Source organism: Sphingopyxis yananensis, from assembly GCF_020687785.1.
Lineage (GTDB): Bacteria > Pseudomonadota > Alphaproteobacteria > Sphingomonadales > Sphingomonadaceae > Sphingopyxis > Sphingopyxis yananensis.
Genome location: NZ_JAJEWI010000001.1, coordinates 86,078 through 101,706 on the forward strand (window position 1 = coordinate 86,078; position 15,629 = coordinate 101,706).

Here is a 15,629-nt window from a genome sequence, read left to right on the forward strand (position 1 = left end):
TGTTCATCGCCCTGCTGCTTTAAGGAATGCGGCGATCTTGTCCACATCCTTCACGCCTGCTTCGCTTTCAACGCCCGATGATACATCGACCAAAGGGGCGTGGGTTTCGGCAATGGCTTGGGCGACATTCGCCGGTGACAGGCCGCCCGCAATGCCCCAATCCATTTGGTGCCGGTGGCCCTGCAACAGCGACCAGTCAAATCTTGTGCCATTGCCGCCGGGCAAGGCCTGTGCTGGCGCATCAAACAGCATGCGGTCCACAATGCCTTGATATTGCGCGCTATCATTCAGGTTTTCGCGCGATTTTAATCCCATCGCCTTCCAAATTTCCAGCCCACTTTGCTGTTTGACTTGCGCCATAAAATCGGGCGTTTCCGCACCATGAAATTGAATGATGTCGGGTTGAACCGCTGCAATGGCTTCGGCGATCAATGCGGGCGCAGCATTGACCAATAATAAGGCCACTTTCGCACGTGGCCCGACGACGGCGCGCATTTCGGCGGCCTTCGCCAGCGTCAAATGGCGCGGACTGGGCGCGAAATGGACCAAGCCAATGTGGGTCGCACCCCCAAATATGGCGGCGTCGATGGTCTGGGCGTTTGACAGCCCACAGATTTTGACAAGCGGCGGCATAGTGAACCAGACCCCCAATTTTCCCTGATGCATCGAATATTGCGCCTTCGCTTTCGCCTAGCGGTTACGCCATTATATTCCGGTGATGGTTACAGCGTCGCGCCAATATCGCGCGCCGCTTGGTCGGGGTTTTCGGCCTGACTGATCGGGCGACCAATCACCAAGATGGATGCGCCGTCGGCTTTGGCCTGTGCGGGCGTAACCGTGCGTTTCTGATCGCCGGATGCGCTGTTGGCGGGGCGAACACCGGGCACAACAAAAAAACCATCGGGCCAGAATTTGTGGACATGCCCTACCTCGTGACCCGAACAGACAATGCCGTCCAATCCGGCATCGCGGACCAGCTTGGCCAGACGTTCCACTTGCTCAATCGGCTGGGCGTTCACGCCAATGTCCGCAAGGTCGGGTTGGTCCAAACTGGTTAGCACGGTGACGGCCACAACCTTTGTTTTGGGCGATGCGGCCGCTTTGGCTGCTTCCAACATCGCGCGTCCGCCCGCCGCATGAACCGTCAAAATGGCGGGCTCCAACGGACGCAGAGCCTCCACCGCTTTGGCCACCGTGTTGGGAATATCGTGCAGTTTCAAATCCAAGAAAATGGGCAAGCCCAGTTTCGCGACCTCTTGCACGCCATGATGACCATTGGCGCAGAAAAATTCCAAACCCAATTTCAGGCCGCCAACATGGTTTCGAACCTGTCCTGCCAAGGCAATGGCGGCATCTGTCTTTACTGTGTCAATCGCAAGATAAATGGGAGAGGTCATAATTTTTCCATTGGCGGAGGGGGCACATTGTCGCCGCGCGTCGGCACAGCGACAGGGTTGATGTCGTCGGCAAGATGGGTGGTGGGGGCTGGAACGGGTTCCGGTGACGCGGCGACGGCAGCGGCAACGGCGGCATTTGCTTCGGCCTGACGATGCGCCATGGCGCGCAGATCGGCCAATTGGCGATCGCTGTCATTCAAGCGGCGGTTCAATGTCCAGCGTGTGGTGCGCAGGGCAATCCACATCGGTACGCTGCCGATTAAAAAGGAAATCAAGATCAGCAAGGGCAATTTGGTATCCAGAACCTGTCCGGGCCACACTGTGACCGTGACTGGGCTCCAATTGGCCATCGCAAAAATCACCAATATGGCGGTGAGCAAAACCCAGATAATCGTGCGCAGCATATTCATCGTGCCAGATCCTTGCGGTGACCGATATGGTCTGCCTATGGATCAGGCTAGGCCATATTGGCGTTGTTGACCAGTGCCGCCCATGCTCGGCGCTTGATATAAGCGAAACGTCACAGACAAAGACGGCCTGTCTGTGACGTTTGAGCGGGCATTGAGTTCAATTGGCGGGCCAATTGAACTCAATTATCGGCTGAATTAAGCCGTGAAAACGCGATCAAAAATCGTGTCGACATGCTTCATATGATATTCCAGATCGAACAAAGCGGTCAGTTCGGCGTCCGACAATCGCGCGGAAACGTCCGTGTCGGCCTTCAGCAGTTCCAGCAGCGACAATTGGCCATCGCTTTCCCAGACGCGCATGGCGTTGCGTTGAACCAGCACATAGCTTTCTTCGCGGCTCGCGCCAGCTTGGGTCAGGGCAAGCAATACGCGCTGCGAATGCACCAAACCGCCCATGCGGTTCAAATTCTTTTCCATCCGTGCTGGATAGATTACCAATTTGTCGATCACACCGGTCAGGCGAGCCAAGGCAAAGTCCAGCGTGATGGTCGCGTCTGGGCCGATGAAGCGTTCCACCGACGAATGGCTGATGTCGCGTTCGTGCCACAAAGCAACATTTTCCATCGCCGGGATAACGGCGCTGCGCACCATGCGGGCCAAACCGGTCAGATTTTCTGTCAGCACAGGATTGCGCTTGTGCGGCATCGCGGACGAGCCCTTTTGACCGGGGGAGAAATATTCCTCCGCTTCCAGCACTTCGGTGCGCTGCAAGTGACGCACTTCAATGGCCAAACGTTCGATCGAGCCAGCGATCACACCCAGCACCGCAAAGAACATCGCATGGCGGTCGCGCGGGATAACTTGTGTGGATACCGGTTCAATAGCAAGGCCCAGCTTGTCCGCCACATAGGCTTCAACCTTGGGGTCGATATTGGCGAAGGTGCCCACCGCGCCCGAAATCGCACAGGTCGCAATATCTTCGCGGGCCGCAATCAGGCGCTTTTTGCAGCGATCAAATTCGGCATAAGCTTGGGCCAGCTTCAAACCAAAGGTGACAGGTTCGGCGTGAATGCCATGGCTGCGGCCAATGGTTGGGGTGAGCTTATGTTCATAAGCGCGCTTTTTAATGGCGGCCAGCAACTGGTCCAGATCAGCCAGCAAAATGTCGGCGGCTTGGGTCATTTGCACAGCAAGGCAGGTGTCGAGCACGTCGCTAGACGTCATGCCTTGGTGCATAAAGCGCGCTTCTTCGCCGACATTTTCCGACACCCACGTCAAAAATGCGATGACGTCATGCTTGGTGACCGCTTCAATGGCGTCGAGGGCGGGAACGTCAATGGCAGGGTTGGTGGCCCACCAGTCCCACAGCGCCTTGGCGGCAGATTTGGGGACAACCCCAAGCTCGCCAAGCGCCTGCGTTGCATGGGCTTCAATCTCAAACCAGATTTTGAAACGGTTTTCGGCAGACCAGATCGCGGTCATATCCGGCCGAGCGTAACGCGGGACCATGAAAATTCCTTCCTATTTTGTCGGCTTGTCGTGGAATCGAAGCGCAACAGGGGTTGACCGCCCCCTAGCATCGGTGGGCTGCTTCGCCAATCGGCTGTTGCACGCAACGGAAAGGAAAATCGCGCCTTATTATCCCATGTCTTTATGGCCCATGTCTTTTGGAACGGGCGCACATCACGCTATCGCGGTCCTGCGCCCACAAGGAGAATATGATGTTAAAGCAGATTTTGTTCGTTGGTGCCGCTATCATGAGTGTTCCTGCTATGGCGCAGACTATGCAGCCAACAGATGGCGCGGAACATGCGCACGCCCCGACCGAACAGGCCGCGCGACCGGTGGCTGATCAGGCCCCAACCGGCCAAGCGGCATCGGCTGATCAAATTGCGGCCATTGTGGACAAGGAGTTTGGAATATATGACAGCGACGCCAATGGGGAATTGAGCGCGGCAGAGTTTACAGCATGGATGACCAAGCTTCGTGCGTCTGCGCCGCAGCAGTCACCAGCCGTTGACCCCGCAACTTGGGCGGCTCAGGCCTTTAAGGTTGCTGACGCTGATAGCTCGGCAAGCGTCAGCAAAGCCGAATTGCTCAGCTTTTTGTCGCGTGGAGCTTAAATATCCTGTCCTATCGTCGGAAAGCCGTGGATTTGACGATGGGATGTGAAAAAGACGTAAATAAAAACAGCCGCCGGAACATTTCGGCGGCTGTTTTTAATTTTGGCGGCATGAGGTCCTGAACCACATCCGTCACCGTCCATGAAGGTTCGAGCGACAGGGGCCCTCATGATCATGTTTAGCTTGACGGCAAATCAGCCGGTTGGCTCACGTCGATGATTGTCAAAATACGTTTCTTGCCATCGCGGTCAGGCCAGCTGATGGACGCGCCCTTTGTCATTCCAATTAGTCCGGCACCAATGGGCGTCAAAATGGACACACGCCCTGCTGAAATATCGGCATCGCGTGGGAAAACCAATGTTACGCTGCGCTCGGCGCCCGATGCTTCATCCACATAGGTTACCTGCGATCCCATCGCCACGGCATCTGCGGGGAATTTCTTGGCGGTATGGATGTTCGCGCGGTTGATTTCGTCCAGCAGCATTTCGCAAATTTCGGGAAGATCATCTTCCTTGGCCAATGCCAAAGTGGAGAGGGCATCAGCTTGCGTGTCGATCATATGAACGCGTGGCTTACGAACCGTGGGACGAGTGGTCATGGTACGGGCTTTCCGTGGTATAGACAAAGTCAGCGCAAATCATACGCTGTGGTCAGAAAATTTCAGTTATTTAGGAAGGACGTCAGCGGCTGCCCCGGGCTCTAAGCGCGGGCGCGCTGGAACCCGGGGCTAAATGCCCGCGAGAAGTTGGCCCCCGTGAAGGCGAAAACGAAAAAGGTCGCGTCGAATCTTCATCCTGCAATGATGTCCTGCATGGGCGGGCAAGTCAAATGCGCTTTAATGATGTAAGAAATATACCTAAATCAATCCCATAGAACGCAGGCTTCGGAAATCTTGGCCGCCAATGATGATATGATCATGCAGCGTGATACCCAATTTGCCCGCTGCGTCGGCCAGATCGCGGGTAATATTAATGTCTTGCCGGCTGGGTTCTGGATTTCCACTGGGGTGGTTGTGGACAATGATGATGGCGGCGGCGGCCAGTTCCAACGCACGGCGGACAATTTCGCGAATATAAATGGCGCTTTGATCAACAGAGCCTTCGCTAACCAATTCGTCGCGGATTAACATATTGCGGCTGTTCAAATATAAAACCCGAACCCGTTCGCGCTCTATTGGCCCCATGTCGGCGCGCAGCCAATCGAGCAGGGCGTCCCAGCTGGACAAAATGGGTTGATCACGAAATTGATCGCGTAACATGGTCAGGCTGGTGGCTTGGGCAATTTTCAAGGCAGCAATCGCGCCGTCCCCCATGCCTTTTATACGGCGCAGCGATTCGGGGTCGGCGCTGATGGTTTGGGAAAAGCTGCCAAATTCGCGCAGCAATATTTTCGCCAAGGGCTTTGTGTCACGGCGGGGAATGGCAAGCGCCAGAAGATATTCAATAAGTTCGTAATCGGCCAAGCTTTGCGGGTCCGCCAGCAGTCGAGCCCGCAATCGTCCGCGATGCCCCAAATGGTCAGGCTGAATATTTTCCGTGTCCCCCATGAAATTGAGAATAGCCGCCTTGCGGGCGCACCTCAACGGTCATAAGGTCATGGCAGTGATGATCATGGCGACCCAATGCTTAAGATGCTCTATATTCTGCTGCAAAGCGGAGCAGTTGCCGAGTATCTTTGATATATCAGCCCAAAAGCAAAAATTATGACCAGCAGCGTGCCGCCCAATAGGCCTGATCGGCCCATGGATGCACAAAGTGCCGTGGACGACGACGCCCTTGGCAGCGGCGATGCGCGTTCAAGTCAATTGGGATCCCGCTTCTCGCGCCTATCGCGCCGCAAAAAAGCTTTGCTGATTGGTACGGGAACATTGGTGGCGGTTGCTGGCCTGTTGTGGGCACAGCGGGTGGCCATCAGCGATGAATTGATCCGCCAACAATTGGATGATCGCGGTATTGCCGCCACCTATGATATCGAAGCCATTGGACTGCGTACCCAGCGGTTGACCAATGTTGTCATAGGGCGGCCTGACCGGCCTGATTTGCTTGCCAAATCGTTGGAATTGACGCTGCATTGGGGCTTGTCTGGTCCAACAATTGACAGCGTGCGGGCGGATGGCTTGCGCTTGGTGGGGCGCTATCAACAAGGCAAAGTCAGCTTTGGGGAATTGGATAAATTTACGGACCCCACCAGCGATAAACCCTTTTCACTGCCTGACTTTTATGCCCGATTGGACGATGCGCGCCTGTCGATTGTCACGCCATGGGCGAATATCGGCGCGTCTTTGAATGGCGCTGGGAATTTGCGGCGCAATTTCAATGGCAAGCTGGTGTTGCTGGCACCTGCGTTACAGGTGGCGGGCTGTTCAGGGCAGCAGACCACCTTCCAAGGGGATGTGCGGATACGCCGCGCAGAACCGCAATTTCTTGGTCCGCTGACATTGGATCGCTTGACCTGTGCACAGCAGGATGTGCGGCTGGACAAGCTTCGCGTTAATCTGGATGCCGGAATTTCCGAAGACATGACCCGTTGGCGCGGCCGCATGGATGCGGCGTCGCCAACGGTGAAAGTCGCATCACTATCGGCGCGGGACGTCGGCATAGAGGGGCATTTTTCCGGAACTAGGCAGCGAACCGATGTTAATGTTTCTGCTTTGATCAAGCGTTGGTCGGCCCCGCAGGGGCAGGGGCAAGCGGTGACGCTGAACTTCGCAGGCTATGCGGGGTCCAATGGCCAAGCTATTGAAGGCGAAGCCAAGATGACGCGGGCATCGGTCGCCTCATCATGGCGAAACAGCTTGGTGCAAGGCGGGGCGGGCCTGTCGGCCACACCCATCGGTCCGGTGGTTCTGCAAGCGGGGCGCGCTGCATCCATGGCCTTGGCAGATTTTTCGACCAGCGCGGAATTTGCGTTGTTGGGCAGCGGCGATGTTTCCGAATTCACCTTGGCCAATGTGCAGTTGCGAAGCGGAACGGGCGGTCAAATTACCAGCGGCGCCGGTAGCCGCTTAATCTATAAAATGGGCGGCGACGGCCCGACATGGACTATGAATGGCAAATGGGACGTACGCGGTGGGGGCTTGCCGCATCTGTCCGCCCAGGTGCAGCGTAAATACGATGGCCATGTCCATGGACAATTTGCTTTGGCCCCTTATGTCGCTGGCAATGCGATGCTCGCCATGTCTCCGCTTAGGGTCAGCGGCGCGGGTGATGGTGATTATCGTTTCGACGGTCAGATTCGCCTGTCGGGTCCGGTGGGTGACGGGCGTGTGGAAAGTGCGACCGTCCCGCTGAAAGGCCGGTGGAGCCGAAATGGTGTCTTGGCGCTGGATAGTGGGTGTCACAATCTAAATGCTCAGATGATTTTGTTTGGCGGCTATCATGTGGATAAGCCGCGTTTGTCCCTATGCAGCGCGGCGGGGCGGCCCTTGATGGCGATGGGGCCGCAAGGATTGTCGGGGCAGATAAATATGCCCGTATTGGCGCTACGCGGCACGTCGCAAGACGGTAGCCTGCTGGATATCAAAGCAGGCCGTAGCGTGGTGGATTTGGCCAGCGGCCGATGGAGCGCCCGCGATGCGGTGATCAGCCTGTCGCCTGCTGCGGTTGCCGCCCAAGTGGCAACACCGTCAGGCACAGGCCCCGCGAACCCAAGCCAGCCAGAGGACGCGCCAGCCGTTCCTACCCATTTTGCTGTTGCCCATATTGACGGGCGGCGTGACGGTGCAGCCATGGCGGGCAATTTAAGCGGCGCGGAAGGGCGCATAGGCGCTGTCCCCTTGAACATGGGGCAAATTGATGGCGTGTGGCGATGGGCGAATGGGGCGCTAACGCTGGACGGCCAAATGCGCCTGACGGATGCGTCTGATGATCCGCGTTTTCAGCCATTGGTTGCGCCCGCTGCATCGCTGCGCTTTGAAAATGGCCGCATGACCGCTCATGCCGCTTTCAACGAAGAACGTAGTGCTCGCCATATTGTCGATGCCGATATCGTCCACCAATTTGATGGCAGCGGTGGCTCGACCAAGCTGACTGTCAAGGAATTGCGCTTTGATGAACAATTTCAGCCCGACCAACTGACCCGTCTGGCCTTGGGTGTGGTCGCCAATGTCGACGGGTCGGTTGTTGGTGAAGGTTTTATTCGCTGGAATGATGCTGGCGTCACCAGCAATGGCACTTTCGCCACAGCGCACACCAATTTGGCGGCCGCCTTTGGTCCCGTTAGTAACCTAAGCGGGACCATCGTTTTTGATGATCTGTTGAATTTGCGCTCGGCCCCAACGCAAGTTGTGACGATTGGCGAAATTAACCCCGGTATCGCCGTGCTGGACGGCAAAGTCGAATATATGCTGACCGGCGATCAAACCGTGCGGATCGAGGGTGGCCGTTGGCCGTTGGCCAGCGGGGAACTGCGTTTGCACCCCGCGACGTTGAATTTTGGCGTCGAGGAAACCCGCCATTTGAATTTTGAATTGGTGGGCATTGATGCGGCGCATTTAATGCAAAGCTTTGATTTCGAAAATTTGAACGTGACTGGGGTGTTTGACGGAAGCTTGCCAGTGGAATTTGGTGGGTTGGGTGGTCGGATTGTCGATGGCCGTGTCGATTCGCGTTCGGGTGGTGGAAATATCGCCTATGTCGGCGAATTATCGAACCGCAATCTGGGCGCGATGGCCAATTTTGCCTTTGGCGCGCTGCGCTCGCTCAACTATTCCGAACTGTCGATTGTCTTAAATGGCGAGTTGGACGGGGAAATGGTGACCGATATTCGTTTTGGCGGTGTAGGACAGGGGGAAGGGACCACCCAAAATTTCCTGACTCGTCAGATCGCGCGTATTCCCATGATATTTAATGTGAAAATCAGCGCGCCTTTCCGGTCGCTTTTTACAACGGTGCGGGGATTATATGACCCCAGTGTCCAAATAGAACAGAATTTGCCTGAACTGATCCGTAGGCAAGAAGAGATGGAAGAGCAGGTCGAACAGCAAAATAAGCTTGTTCAGCCTTCAGCAAGCGAGCCTGTGCAATGATAATTTCGAAAATGAAGGAAGGTCTATTGGCCTTGGGTGGGAAAAATATTGTTGTGGCAGTTGCGTTGATGTCGCTGGCCGCCTGTGTGCAGATCAAAGCGCCAGATAAGCCAATAAAGATCAACCTGAACATCCGCATCAATCAGGAAATCGTTTATAAGCTGGACGGGGATGCCAAAAAGCTGATCGATCAAAATAGCGGCATATTCTGACAATATATTCGACAGGGACGAAGATTATGACAAAGATTGGATCACAAAAGCTGATGGGTCGGAAGCGTTGGATCGCTGGGGCCTTGTTAACGGCTGCCGCTGTGGCGGTTGCGGTTCCATCGGCCATGGCGCAGCGTGACCCTGCTTATGAAGCCGCACGTGCGGCAGGCCAGATTGGCGAGCAGCCTGACGGCTATTTGGGCTTTGTCACCGCGCCGACCCCCGACATTCGCAATTTGGTGACGGATATCAATATCAAACGCAAAGCAGCTTATACCAATGGCGCGCCGGCTGGCAGCACGGTGGAGCAATTTGCCTTCACCACGGCTTGTAATTTGATCGCCAAAACAAAGCCGGGTGAAAAATATAAAGCCCCCGATGGAAGCTGGCAAACGCGGGGTGCGGATGCGCCAATACGCGATTCGCGGTGCATCTAAAAATATATTTTGGATATTGCGCTGCAATCCATTGAATAACCCACAATTTTCATGCCGCGGCGTCTTTTTGCGCTGCGGCATTTCTATATGGTGCAGCACAAGCATTGACTTACGGGGGATGCATACCTAAACGGACCGCGCCTTAGGGGCTCCCAGAGTTTCTGGGCCTTTTTCGTAAATGGAATTCGGAAAGGCTTCCGTATCCATTCAAGGAGGATGGCCAATGACGATGGAGAGTGGCAGCGATCCGAAACGCACTTCGGAGGATTCGCGTCTGGCCTCGCTGAACAAGCGATTGGATCAGGCTGCGGCCAATGAAGTGAAGCGGACAGCGGTGAAAGGGACGGCGGAAGGCGATGCCAACTACCGACTTGGAAACCGTGTTCTGGCGGAATTGCTGGGCGGTTTGATCGGCGGCGCTCTTTTTGGGTGGTTGATTGATCTGGTCGCTGGTACCCAACCTTGGGGTTTGCTGGGCATGTTGTTGCTGGGCGTCATTGTGGCGTTTCGGAACATTATTCGTCTGGCTTCAACGCCGCGCGACTAGCGCGAGCATGGGGTTTTTCAGCGGGGCAGTTTTGCTGCTTCGCAATGCGTGTGGAGTGAACGAGTGGCGGCGGAATCCGGCAAGATCGATCCGATGCACCAGTTTGAAGTTGCGCCAATCGGCAGCGGCTTCGACTTGGGCGGTCAGGAAATCATGTTCACGAACAGCGCTTTGTGGATGGCTGTAGCGGCCATTCTGCTGGCTGTGTTCATGATTGGCGGCATGAAGCGTCAACTGGTGCCTGGCCGTTGGCAGGCAGCAGTCGAGGGCTTCACCAATTTTATCGCTGGCATGACCACGCAAAGCATTGGCAGTGAAGGTCGTAAATATACGCCTTATGTCTTCTCGCTTTTCATGTTCATCCTATTTTGTAACCTTGTCGGCATGTTGCCGCTGGGTGTTTTTGGGCTTCATCCCTTTACAGCCACCAGCCATTTGGCGGTGACCGGCGTTTTGGCGCTGCTCTCCTTCTCCATTGTGCTGATTGTTGGCTTTTGGAAGCATGGCCTGCATTTCTTCTCGCTGTTCGTGCCGCAGGGCACGCCCAAAGTGATGTTGCCGCTGATTGTTCCGATTGAGTTTTTCTCTTTCATGATCCGTCCGTTCAGCTTGGCACTGCGTCTCTTTGTGGCCATGACAGCCGGTCACCTTTTGCTGAAGGTTCTTTCCAGCTTCGTGATCAGCGGCTTTAACGCTGACACGCTGTGGCTTGGTTCGATTGTTTCGGTTCTCAGCTTCACGCTGATGATCGGTATTACCGCGCTGGAACTGCTGGTGGCTGGTATTCAGGCTTATGTTTTCGCCCTTTTGACCTCGTTGTACATTAACGACGCGGTTAATCTTCACTAATACTAGATTTTTAAGTTATCATACGAAGGAGTTAAGATAATGGACGCAGAAGCAGCAAAGCTGATCGGTGCTGGTCTGGCCGCAATTGGCGCCGGTATTTCGGCTCTGGGCGTGGGCAATGTTTTCTCCAGCTTCTTGGAAGGCGCTCTGCGCAATCCAGCAGCTGCTGATGGTCAGCAAGGCCGTCTGTTCATCGGCTTTGCCGCGGCAGAACTTCTGGGCCTGTTGGCGTTCGTCGTCGCAGTTCTGTTGATCTTCGTCGCCTAATCCCAAGAGAATTCGCCGGTTGCCCTATGGGGTGACCGGCTTGCTCTTGACGTGTTTCCTTTCATCAAGGCTCGATTTTCATGCCTCAGATAGCCCAGCTAACCGCTGACAATTGGTATCTTGCCTCGCAACTCTTTTGGTTGCTGGTCATTTTCGCCAGCGTCTATGTGGTAATCGGCCGCGGCATGCTGCCGAAGATCGAGGCGACGGTTGACGCACGCGATCGCAAGGTCGCAGGTGATTTGGCAGCCGCCAAATCGGCCCACGCCGCCGCCGACGCTTTGGAAGAAAGCTATCGCCAGAAAAATGATGCCGCCCGTGCCGACGCCCAGCGCGTTGTGACGGAAGCCAAGGATGCTGCTGCACGTGATGCAGAAAAGCGCCTTGCGGTTATCGACGCAGAATTGGCGCAAAAACTGGCTTCGGCTGAACAGGAAATTTCGGCTGCTCGCACCTCTGCTATGGCAGAAGTGGAATCGGTTGCTGCAGAAGCAGCGACGGATTTGGTTGCCAAGCTTTCCGGCGTTACAGTCGAACAGGCTGATGCTCAGCAGGCAGTAAAGGCGGTGATCCGTGGTTAATGCATCCTTGATTTTGGCTGCAGGTGCCAATGAACCCACAGCTTTTGGCTTTGACGCCACAGGCTGGGTTTCCATCGCCATGCTGGCGCTGGTCGCCATTGTCTTGTGGAAAAAGGTTCCTGCGATGATCGCAGGCAGCTTGGACAACAAGATTGCTGAGATTTCAAAGCAGCTCACTGAAGCAGAGGCGCTCCGTAAGGATGCCGAAGCTTTGAAGAGCGAATATGAAGCCAAGTTGGCATCGGCGGAACGCGAAGTCGCAGACATTCGCAGCCGCGCCAGCGCAGAAGCCGATGGCCTGATCGAAAAGGCCAAGGCAGATGCGACCGCTTTGATTGGCCGCCGCCAGCAAATGGCCGAAGATCGCATCGCAGCAGCAGAAGCTGGTGCGTTGGCAGATGTTCGTTCGGCTGCTGCCAAGGCTGCTACTGATGCCGCTGCTGTGCTGATTGCTGCAAAGCATGATGCGGCCGCTGACAAGGCGTTGGTTGATAGTGCGATTGCTTCGGTCACCAAAGCTTGATCTGACCGAATAGGTCCTTGGACCGAACAAGATGCGAAGGCGCTGAACCCATGGGTACAGCGCCTTTCTTCGTTTTTGGGCGTGTTCAGCGGCCAGATTTGGTGCCACTGTCGATGCGCCAGCCCCGAACAGACTGGCGGTGGGGCGAAAGACACCCTAAATGGATGATATGTCCGTTTCGAATAATCCCGATAGATTTCACGAAGAAAAATCCGCCTATTTGGTGCGCGGCGAGGATCAGCAGGACTTGCCCGATCTGGAACGGGGGGCAGAGGTCATTCGCGCTGTCGTGAAAACCCTGCCGCTACGGGCGGGGGTTTACCGGATGCTGAATGCGCGCGGCGACGTGCTTTATGTCGGCAAGGCCAAACAGCTAAAGCGCCGTGTGGCCAATTATACCCAAATTGGCCGGCTGACCCAGCGCATCCAACGCATGGTGGCCCAGACCCGCGCGATGGAGATTGTCACTACCGTCAGCGAGGCCGAGGCTTTGTTGATGGAAGCGCAGCTGATCAAACATTATCGGCCACCCTATAATGTGCTGCTACGCGACGATAAAAGCTTTCCCTTCATTTTGCTCCGGACCGATCATATTTTTGCGCGGGTCCAGAAACATCGCGGCGCGCGGCGCGCCAAGGGCCGTTACTATGGCCCGTTCGCCAGTGGCGGGGCGGTGTCCCAAACGCTGAACGCTCTGCAAAAAATCTTTTTGCTGCGCAGCTGCACCGACAGCTATTTCGCCAATCGTTCGCGCCCCTGTTTGCTGTATCAAATCCGTCGCTGTTCCGCGCCATGCGTGGGGCGTATTGATCAGGCGGATTATGCCGCCTTGGTGCGTGATGCGCAGGATTTTCTGGAAGGGCGATCAACGGCCGTTCAAAAGCGCTTGGGCGATGCGATGATGCAGGCCGCCGAGGATTTAGATTTTGAACTGGCAGCGGTTTTGCGCGACCGCTTGAAGTCGCTCTCCTTTGTCCAAGGCTCGCAAACCACCCATGCCGAAGGTTTGGGTGACGCCGATGTTTTTGCTTTGGCGGCGCGGGGCGGGCAATTATGCATCGCGGGATTTTTCATTCGGGGCGGCCAAAATTGGGGGCATCGGAACTTTTTTCCGGCGCACATCGCCGATGTTCCCGAAGATGAAGTGATGGCGAGTTTTCTGACCCAATTTTACGAAGGCGTTCCGCCGCCCAAACTAATTTTGCTGGATCGCCAACCCGCCGAGGCAGAGTTGCTGACCGATGCCCTGACCGAGATTGCGGGCCGCAAGGTGGAGTTTCTTATTCCGCAACGGGGAAGCCGCAAGCATTTGCTCGATCAGGCTATTCGCAACGCCAGCGAAGGTCTGGACCGCCGTTTGGCTGAAAGCAGCAGTCAGGCCAAATTGGGCCGCGAATTGGCCGAGCTATTCGATTTGGATGGGCCGCCCCAGCGCATCGAGATATATGACAATAGCCATATTCAGGGCAGCCATGCCTTGGGCGCGATGGTGGTTGCAGGGCCGGAAGGCTGGATGAAAGGGGCCTATCGCAAATTCAACATCAAGCGCGCCGAAACCCAACCCGGTGATGATTTCGCGATGATGCGCGAGGTGTTTACCCGCCGCTTTGCCCGCGCGATGGAGGAAGACCCAGATCGCGAAAAGGGGGAATGGCCCGATTTGGTGCTGATCGACGGCGGCAAGGGGCAAGTGTCCGCTGTCAGCGAGGTTTTTGCGGAATTGGGCATTGACGATATTTGCTATGTCGGTGTGGCCAAGGGACCGGACCGTAACGCTGGGCGCGAAACATTTTATCATCCCGATGGCCGTGAATTTACGCTGCCCCCCAACAATGCCGTGCTATTCTATATCCAACGTCTGCGCGATGAAGCCCATCGTTTTGCCATTGGGGCGCATCGCCAGAAGCGATCCAAAGCCATTGGCAGTTCACCGCTTGACGAGGTTCCTGGCATTGGCCCCGCGCGGAAAAAGGCGTTGCTGATGCATTTTGGCACGGCGCGCGCGGTGAAAAACGCGACTTTGGCCGATTTACAACGGGCACCAGGGGTCAGCGCCGGTGTCGCGCAAACTGTTTATGACTTTTATCATCCCGAAGGATGAAATTGGGGGAGGGAGGCAATATGGAATTGGCCACGATGATGCCGCTAGCACAGCATTTGGGCATAAAGATTAGCGAAGCCAACCCCGATAAAGTGGTTGGTCAATTGCTGGTGCGGCCCGAGCTTTGCACCATCGGTCAGATCGCCCATGGCGGGACCATTATGGCATTGGCCGATTGCGTGTCGGCCATTGGGGCCTATTTGGCGTTGCCATCCGGTGCCAATATGACCACGACCATTGAAAGCAAAAGCAATTTCTTGGGAAGTGCGCCGCAAGCTAGCCATTTGGTTGCGGTGGCGACGCCAGTGAAAATTGGCAAACGGCTGTCGGTTTGGCAATGTCAAATCCGCACCGATGACGGATCCGACGTCGCCTTGGTGACGCAAACGCAGTTGGTGCTGTGGCCAGCATAAATTATGACGCGATGATCGTTTCGGTGCGCCAGCATGGTGAACATGGCGCCATAGTCCGCGCCCTAACGCGCGAGGCGGGTATTGTTGCGGGCTATGTGCGCGGCGGGCGTTCCCGCCAATATCGGCCCATATTGATGGCGGGAAACGCCATAAGCTTGGACCTGCGCAGCCGGACAGAGGGGCAGCTTGGCAGTATGACGGCAGAATTGCTGATCAGCCGTGCGCCCTGTCTCAACCAAGCCCTATCGGCGGCGGCCTTGGATTGGCTGACCAGCTTGACTGCCGCTACCCTGCCGGAAGCGCAGCCCTATCCGATGATATATGATGCCTTGTCCGCAACATTGGACGCGGTGATGGTGGCAGCGTCTGCGCGGCAATGGGCGGCAGCTTTGACGCGATATGAATTATTGTTGCTAGCAGAGCTTGGCTTTGGGCTGAACCTGACCAACTGTGTGATAAGCGATCAAAGCACGGATTTATCCTATCTTAGCCCCAGATCTGGCGGCGCAGTTTCAGATCAAGCTGCAAGGGGTTATGAAAAAAAGCTTTTTCATTTGCCGAACTTTTTGAAAGGCATGGATCGTGACCCGCCTATGCGCGATGTGATGGATGGGTTATTGATAACAGGTCATTTTCTGGAACGTGACCTGATGGATGGTCGGATGCGAGAATTGGGAAATGTCCGTCTGCGATTAATCGAGAGATTGCACAGGGCGGTTGCGTGACTCGCAATCGCTCCGTAA

The 15,629-nt window shown here is 55.7% G+C and carries 18 protein-coding genes; 12 read left to right on the plus strand and 6 right to left on the minus strand.

The window, feature by feature from the left end:
- Positions 1-3: 3 nt before the first annotated feature.
- From LKO31_RS00385 to purB, 4 genes are all read right to left on the minus strand, one after another.
- The gene (locus LKO31_RS00385) at positions 4-633 is read right to left on the minus strand and encodes a phosphoribosylanthranilate isomerase (RefSeq protein WP_227688106.1); all 630 of its coding nucleotides are present in this window, start codon (positions 631-633) and stop codon (positions 4-6) included.
- A gap of 89 nt (positions 634-722) precedes the next feature.
- Positions 723-1,397 carry an orotidine-5'-phosphate decarboxylase gene (gene pyrF, locus LKO31_RS00390; protein WP_227688107.1) on the minus strand — a complete coding sequence of 225 codons (675 nt, stop codon included), beginning with the start codon at positions 1,395-1,397 and terminating at the stop codon, positions 723-725.
- Complete coding sequence (locus LKO31_RS00395; protein WP_227688108.1) at positions 1,394-1,807, minus strand: lipopolysaccharide assembly protein LapA domain-containing protein; 414 nt, start codon at positions 1,805-1,807, stop codon at positions 1,394-1,396. The genes pyrF and LKO31_RS00395 overlap by 4 nt, the downstream gene beginning before the upstream one ends.
- A 195-nt stretch (positions 1,808-2,002) precedes the next feature.
- Positions 2,003-3,316 (minus strand): adenylosuccinate lyase, encoded by a 1,314-nt coding sequence (gene purB, locus LKO31_RS00400; RefSeq protein ID WP_227688109.1) that lies wholly within the window; start codon positions 3,314-3,316, stop codon positions 2,003-2,005.
- Positions 3,317-3,525: 209 nt separating this feature from the next.
- On the opposite strand from purB, the gene LKO31_RS00405 reads away from it, so the two are divergent.
- Complete coding sequence (locus LKO31_RS00405) at positions 3,526-3,930, plus strand: EF-hand domain-containing protein (protein WP_227688110.1); 405 nt, start codon at positions 3,526-3,528, stop codon at positions 3,928-3,930.
- 178 nt (positions 3,931-4,108) lie between these two features.
- On the opposite strand, the gene rnk is transcribed toward LKO31_RS00405, so the two are convergent.
- Together rnk and radC are read right to left on the minus strand one after the other, a co-directional pair.
- Positions 4,109-4,528, minus strand: a complete 420-nt coding sequence (gene rnk, locus LKO31_RS00410; RefSeq protein ID WP_227688111.1) for a nucleoside diphosphate kinase regulator — start codon at positions 4,526-4,528, stop codon at positions 4,109-4,111.
- A gap of 258 nt (positions 4,529-4,786) precedes the next feature.
- Entirely contained in the window at positions 4,787-5,476 is a 690-nt protein-coding gene (gene radC, locus LKO31_RS00415; protein ID WP_227688112.1) for a RadC family protein, read from the minus strand.
- A gap of 156 nt (positions 5,477-5,632) precedes the next feature.
- Between radC and LKO31_RS00420 the strand changes: the two genes are divergently transcribed.
- The 11 genes from LKO31_RS00420 (at position 5,633) to recO (ending at position 15,611) form a co-directional block, all read left to right on the plus strand.
- Complete coding sequence (locus LKO31_RS00420) at positions 5,633-8,956, plus strand: intermembrane phospholipid transport protein YdbH family protein (protein ID WP_227688113.1); 3,324 nt, start codon at positions 5,633-5,635, stop codon at positions 8,954-8,956.
- 11 nt (positions 8,957-8,967) lie between these two features.
- Complete coding sequence (locus LKO31_RS00425) at positions 8,968-9,168, plus strand: YnbE family lipoprotein (protein WP_227688114.1); 201 nt, start codon at positions 8,968-8,970, stop codon at positions 9,166-9,168.
- A gap of 26 nt (positions 9,169-9,194) precedes the next feature.
- A complete protein-coding gene (locus tag LKO31_RS00430) occupies positions 9,195-9,605 on the plus strand; it encodes a YdbL family protein (RefSeq protein ID WP_407699221.1) in 411 nt (136 codons plus the stop codon).
- A gap of 229 nt (positions 9,606-9,834) precedes the next feature.
- The gene (locus tag LKO31_RS00435) at positions 9,835-10,152 is read left to right on the plus strand and encodes an AtpZ/AtpI family protein (protein WP_407699225.1); all 318 of its coding nucleotides are present in this window, start codon (positions 9,835-9,837) and stop codon (positions 10,150-10,152) included.
- A gap of 63 nt (positions 10,153-10,215) precedes the next feature.
- On the plus strand, positions 10,216-11,001 hold the full coding sequence (locus tag LKO31_RS00440; RefSeq protein WP_227688116.1) for a F0F1 ATP synthase subunit A: 786 nt from the start codon (positions 10,216-10,218) through the stop codon (positions 10,999-11,001).
- A 39-nt stretch (positions 11,002-11,040) separates the two neighbouring features.
- The gene (locus LKO31_RS00445; RefSeq protein WP_227688117.1) at positions 11,041-11,268 is read left to right on the plus strand and encodes a F0F1 ATP synthase subunit C; all 228 of its coding nucleotides are present in this window, start codon (positions 11,041-11,043) and stop codon (positions 11,266-11,268) included.
- Between the two features lie 80 nt (positions 11,269-11,348).
- Positions 11,349-11,849 carry a F0F1 ATP synthase subunit B family protein gene (locus LKO31_RS00450; protein WP_227688118.1) on the plus strand — a complete coding sequence of 167 codons (501 nt, stop codon included), beginning with the start codon at positions 11,349-11,351 and terminating at the stop codon, positions 11,847-11,849.
- Positions 11,842-12,372, plus strand: a complete 531-nt coding sequence (locus tag LKO31_RS00455; protein ID WP_227688119.1) for a F0F1 ATP synthase subunit B family protein — start codon at positions 11,842-11,844, stop codon at positions 12,370-12,372. The genes LKO31_RS00450 and LKO31_RS00455 overlap by 8 nt, the downstream gene beginning before the upstream one ends.
- 169 nt (positions 12,373-12,541) lie before the next feature.
- Complete coding sequence (uvrC, locus tag LKO31_RS00460; protein ID WP_227688284.1) at positions 12,542-14,473, plus strand: excinuclease ABC subunit UvrC; 1,932 nt, start codon at positions 12,542-12,544, stop codon at positions 14,471-14,473.
- A gap of 20 nt (positions 14,474-14,493) precedes the next feature.
- A complete protein-coding gene (locus tag LKO31_RS00465) occupies positions 14,494-14,886 on the plus strand; it encodes a PaaI family thioesterase (protein WP_227688120.1) in 393 nt (130 codons plus the stop codon).
- Positions 14,874-15,611, plus strand: coding sequence for a DNA repair protein RecO (recO, locus tag LKO31_RS00470; RefSeq protein WP_227688121.1), 738 nt, complete (start codon positions 14,874-14,876; stop codon positions 15,609-15,611). Before LKO31_RS00465 ends, recO begins: the two co-directional genes overlap by 13 nt.
- Positions 15,612-15,629: the final 18 nt, after the last annotated feature.

What these genes read in the sequence shown, in the direction of transcription:
- LKO31_RS00385 (WP_227688106.1), bottom strand. Translation starts at nt 633, where the DNA reads ATGCCGCCGCTTGTCAAAATCTGTGGGCTGTCAAACGCCCAGACCATC.
- pyrF (WP_227688107.1), bottom strand. Translation starts at nt 1,397, where the DNA reads ATGACCTCTCCCATTTATCTTGCGATTGACACAGTAAAGACAGATGCC.
- LKO31_RS00395 (WP_227688108.1), bottom strand. Translation starts at nt 1,807, where the DNA reads ATGAATATGCTGCGCACGATTATCTGGGTTTTGCTCACCGCCATATTG.
- purB (WP_227688109.1), bottom strand. Translation starts at nt 3,316, where the DNA reads ATGGTCCCGCGTTACGCTCGGCCGGATATGACCGCGATCTGGTCTGCC.
- LKO31_RS00405 (WP_227688110.1), top strand. Translation starts at nt 3,526, where the DNA reads ATGATGTTAAAGCAGATTTTGTTCGTTGGTGCCGCTATCATGAGTGTT.
- rnk (WP_227688111.1), bottom strand. Translation starts at nt 4,528, where the DNA reads ATGACCACTCGTCCCACGGTTCGTAAGCCACGCGTTCATATGATCGAC.
- radC (WP_227688112.1), bottom strand. Translation starts at nt 5,476, where the DNA reads ATGGGGGACACGGAAAATATTCAGCCTGACCATTTGGGGCATCGCGGA.
- LKO31_RS00420 (WP_227688113.1), top strand. Translation starts at nt 5,633, where the DNA reads ATGACCAGCAGCGTGCCGCCCAATAGGCCTGATCGGCCCATGGATGCA.
- LKO31_RS00425 (WP_227688114.1), top strand. Translation starts at nt 8,968, where the DNA reads ATGAAGGAAGGTCTATTGGCCTTGGGTGGGAAAAATATTGTTGTGGCA.
- LKO31_RS00430 (WP_407699221.1), top strand. Translation starts at nt 9,195, where the DNA reads ATGACAAAGATTGGATCACAAAAGCTGATGGGTCGGAAGCGTTGGATC.
- LKO31_RS00435 (WP_407699225.1), top strand. Translation starts at nt 9,835, where the DNA reads ATGGAGAGTGGCAGCGATCCGAAACGCACTTCGGAGGATTCGCGTCTG.
- LKO31_RS00445 (WP_227688117.1), top strand. Translation starts at nt 11,041, where the DNA reads ATGGACGCAGAAGCAGCAAAGCTGATCGGTGCTGGTCTGGCCGCAATT.
- LKO31_RS00450 (WP_227688118.1), top strand. Translation starts at nt 11,349, where the DNA reads ATGCCTCAGATAGCCCAGCTAACCGCTGACAATTGGTATCTTGCCTCG.
- uvrC (WP_227688284.1), top strand. Translation starts at nt 12,542, where the DNA reads ATGTCCGTTTCGAATAATCCCGATAGATTTCACGAAGAAAAATCCGCC.
- LKO31_RS00465 (WP_227688120.1), top strand. Translation starts at nt 14,494, where the DNA reads ATGGAATTGGCCACGATGATGCCGCTAGCACAGCATTTGGGCATAAAG.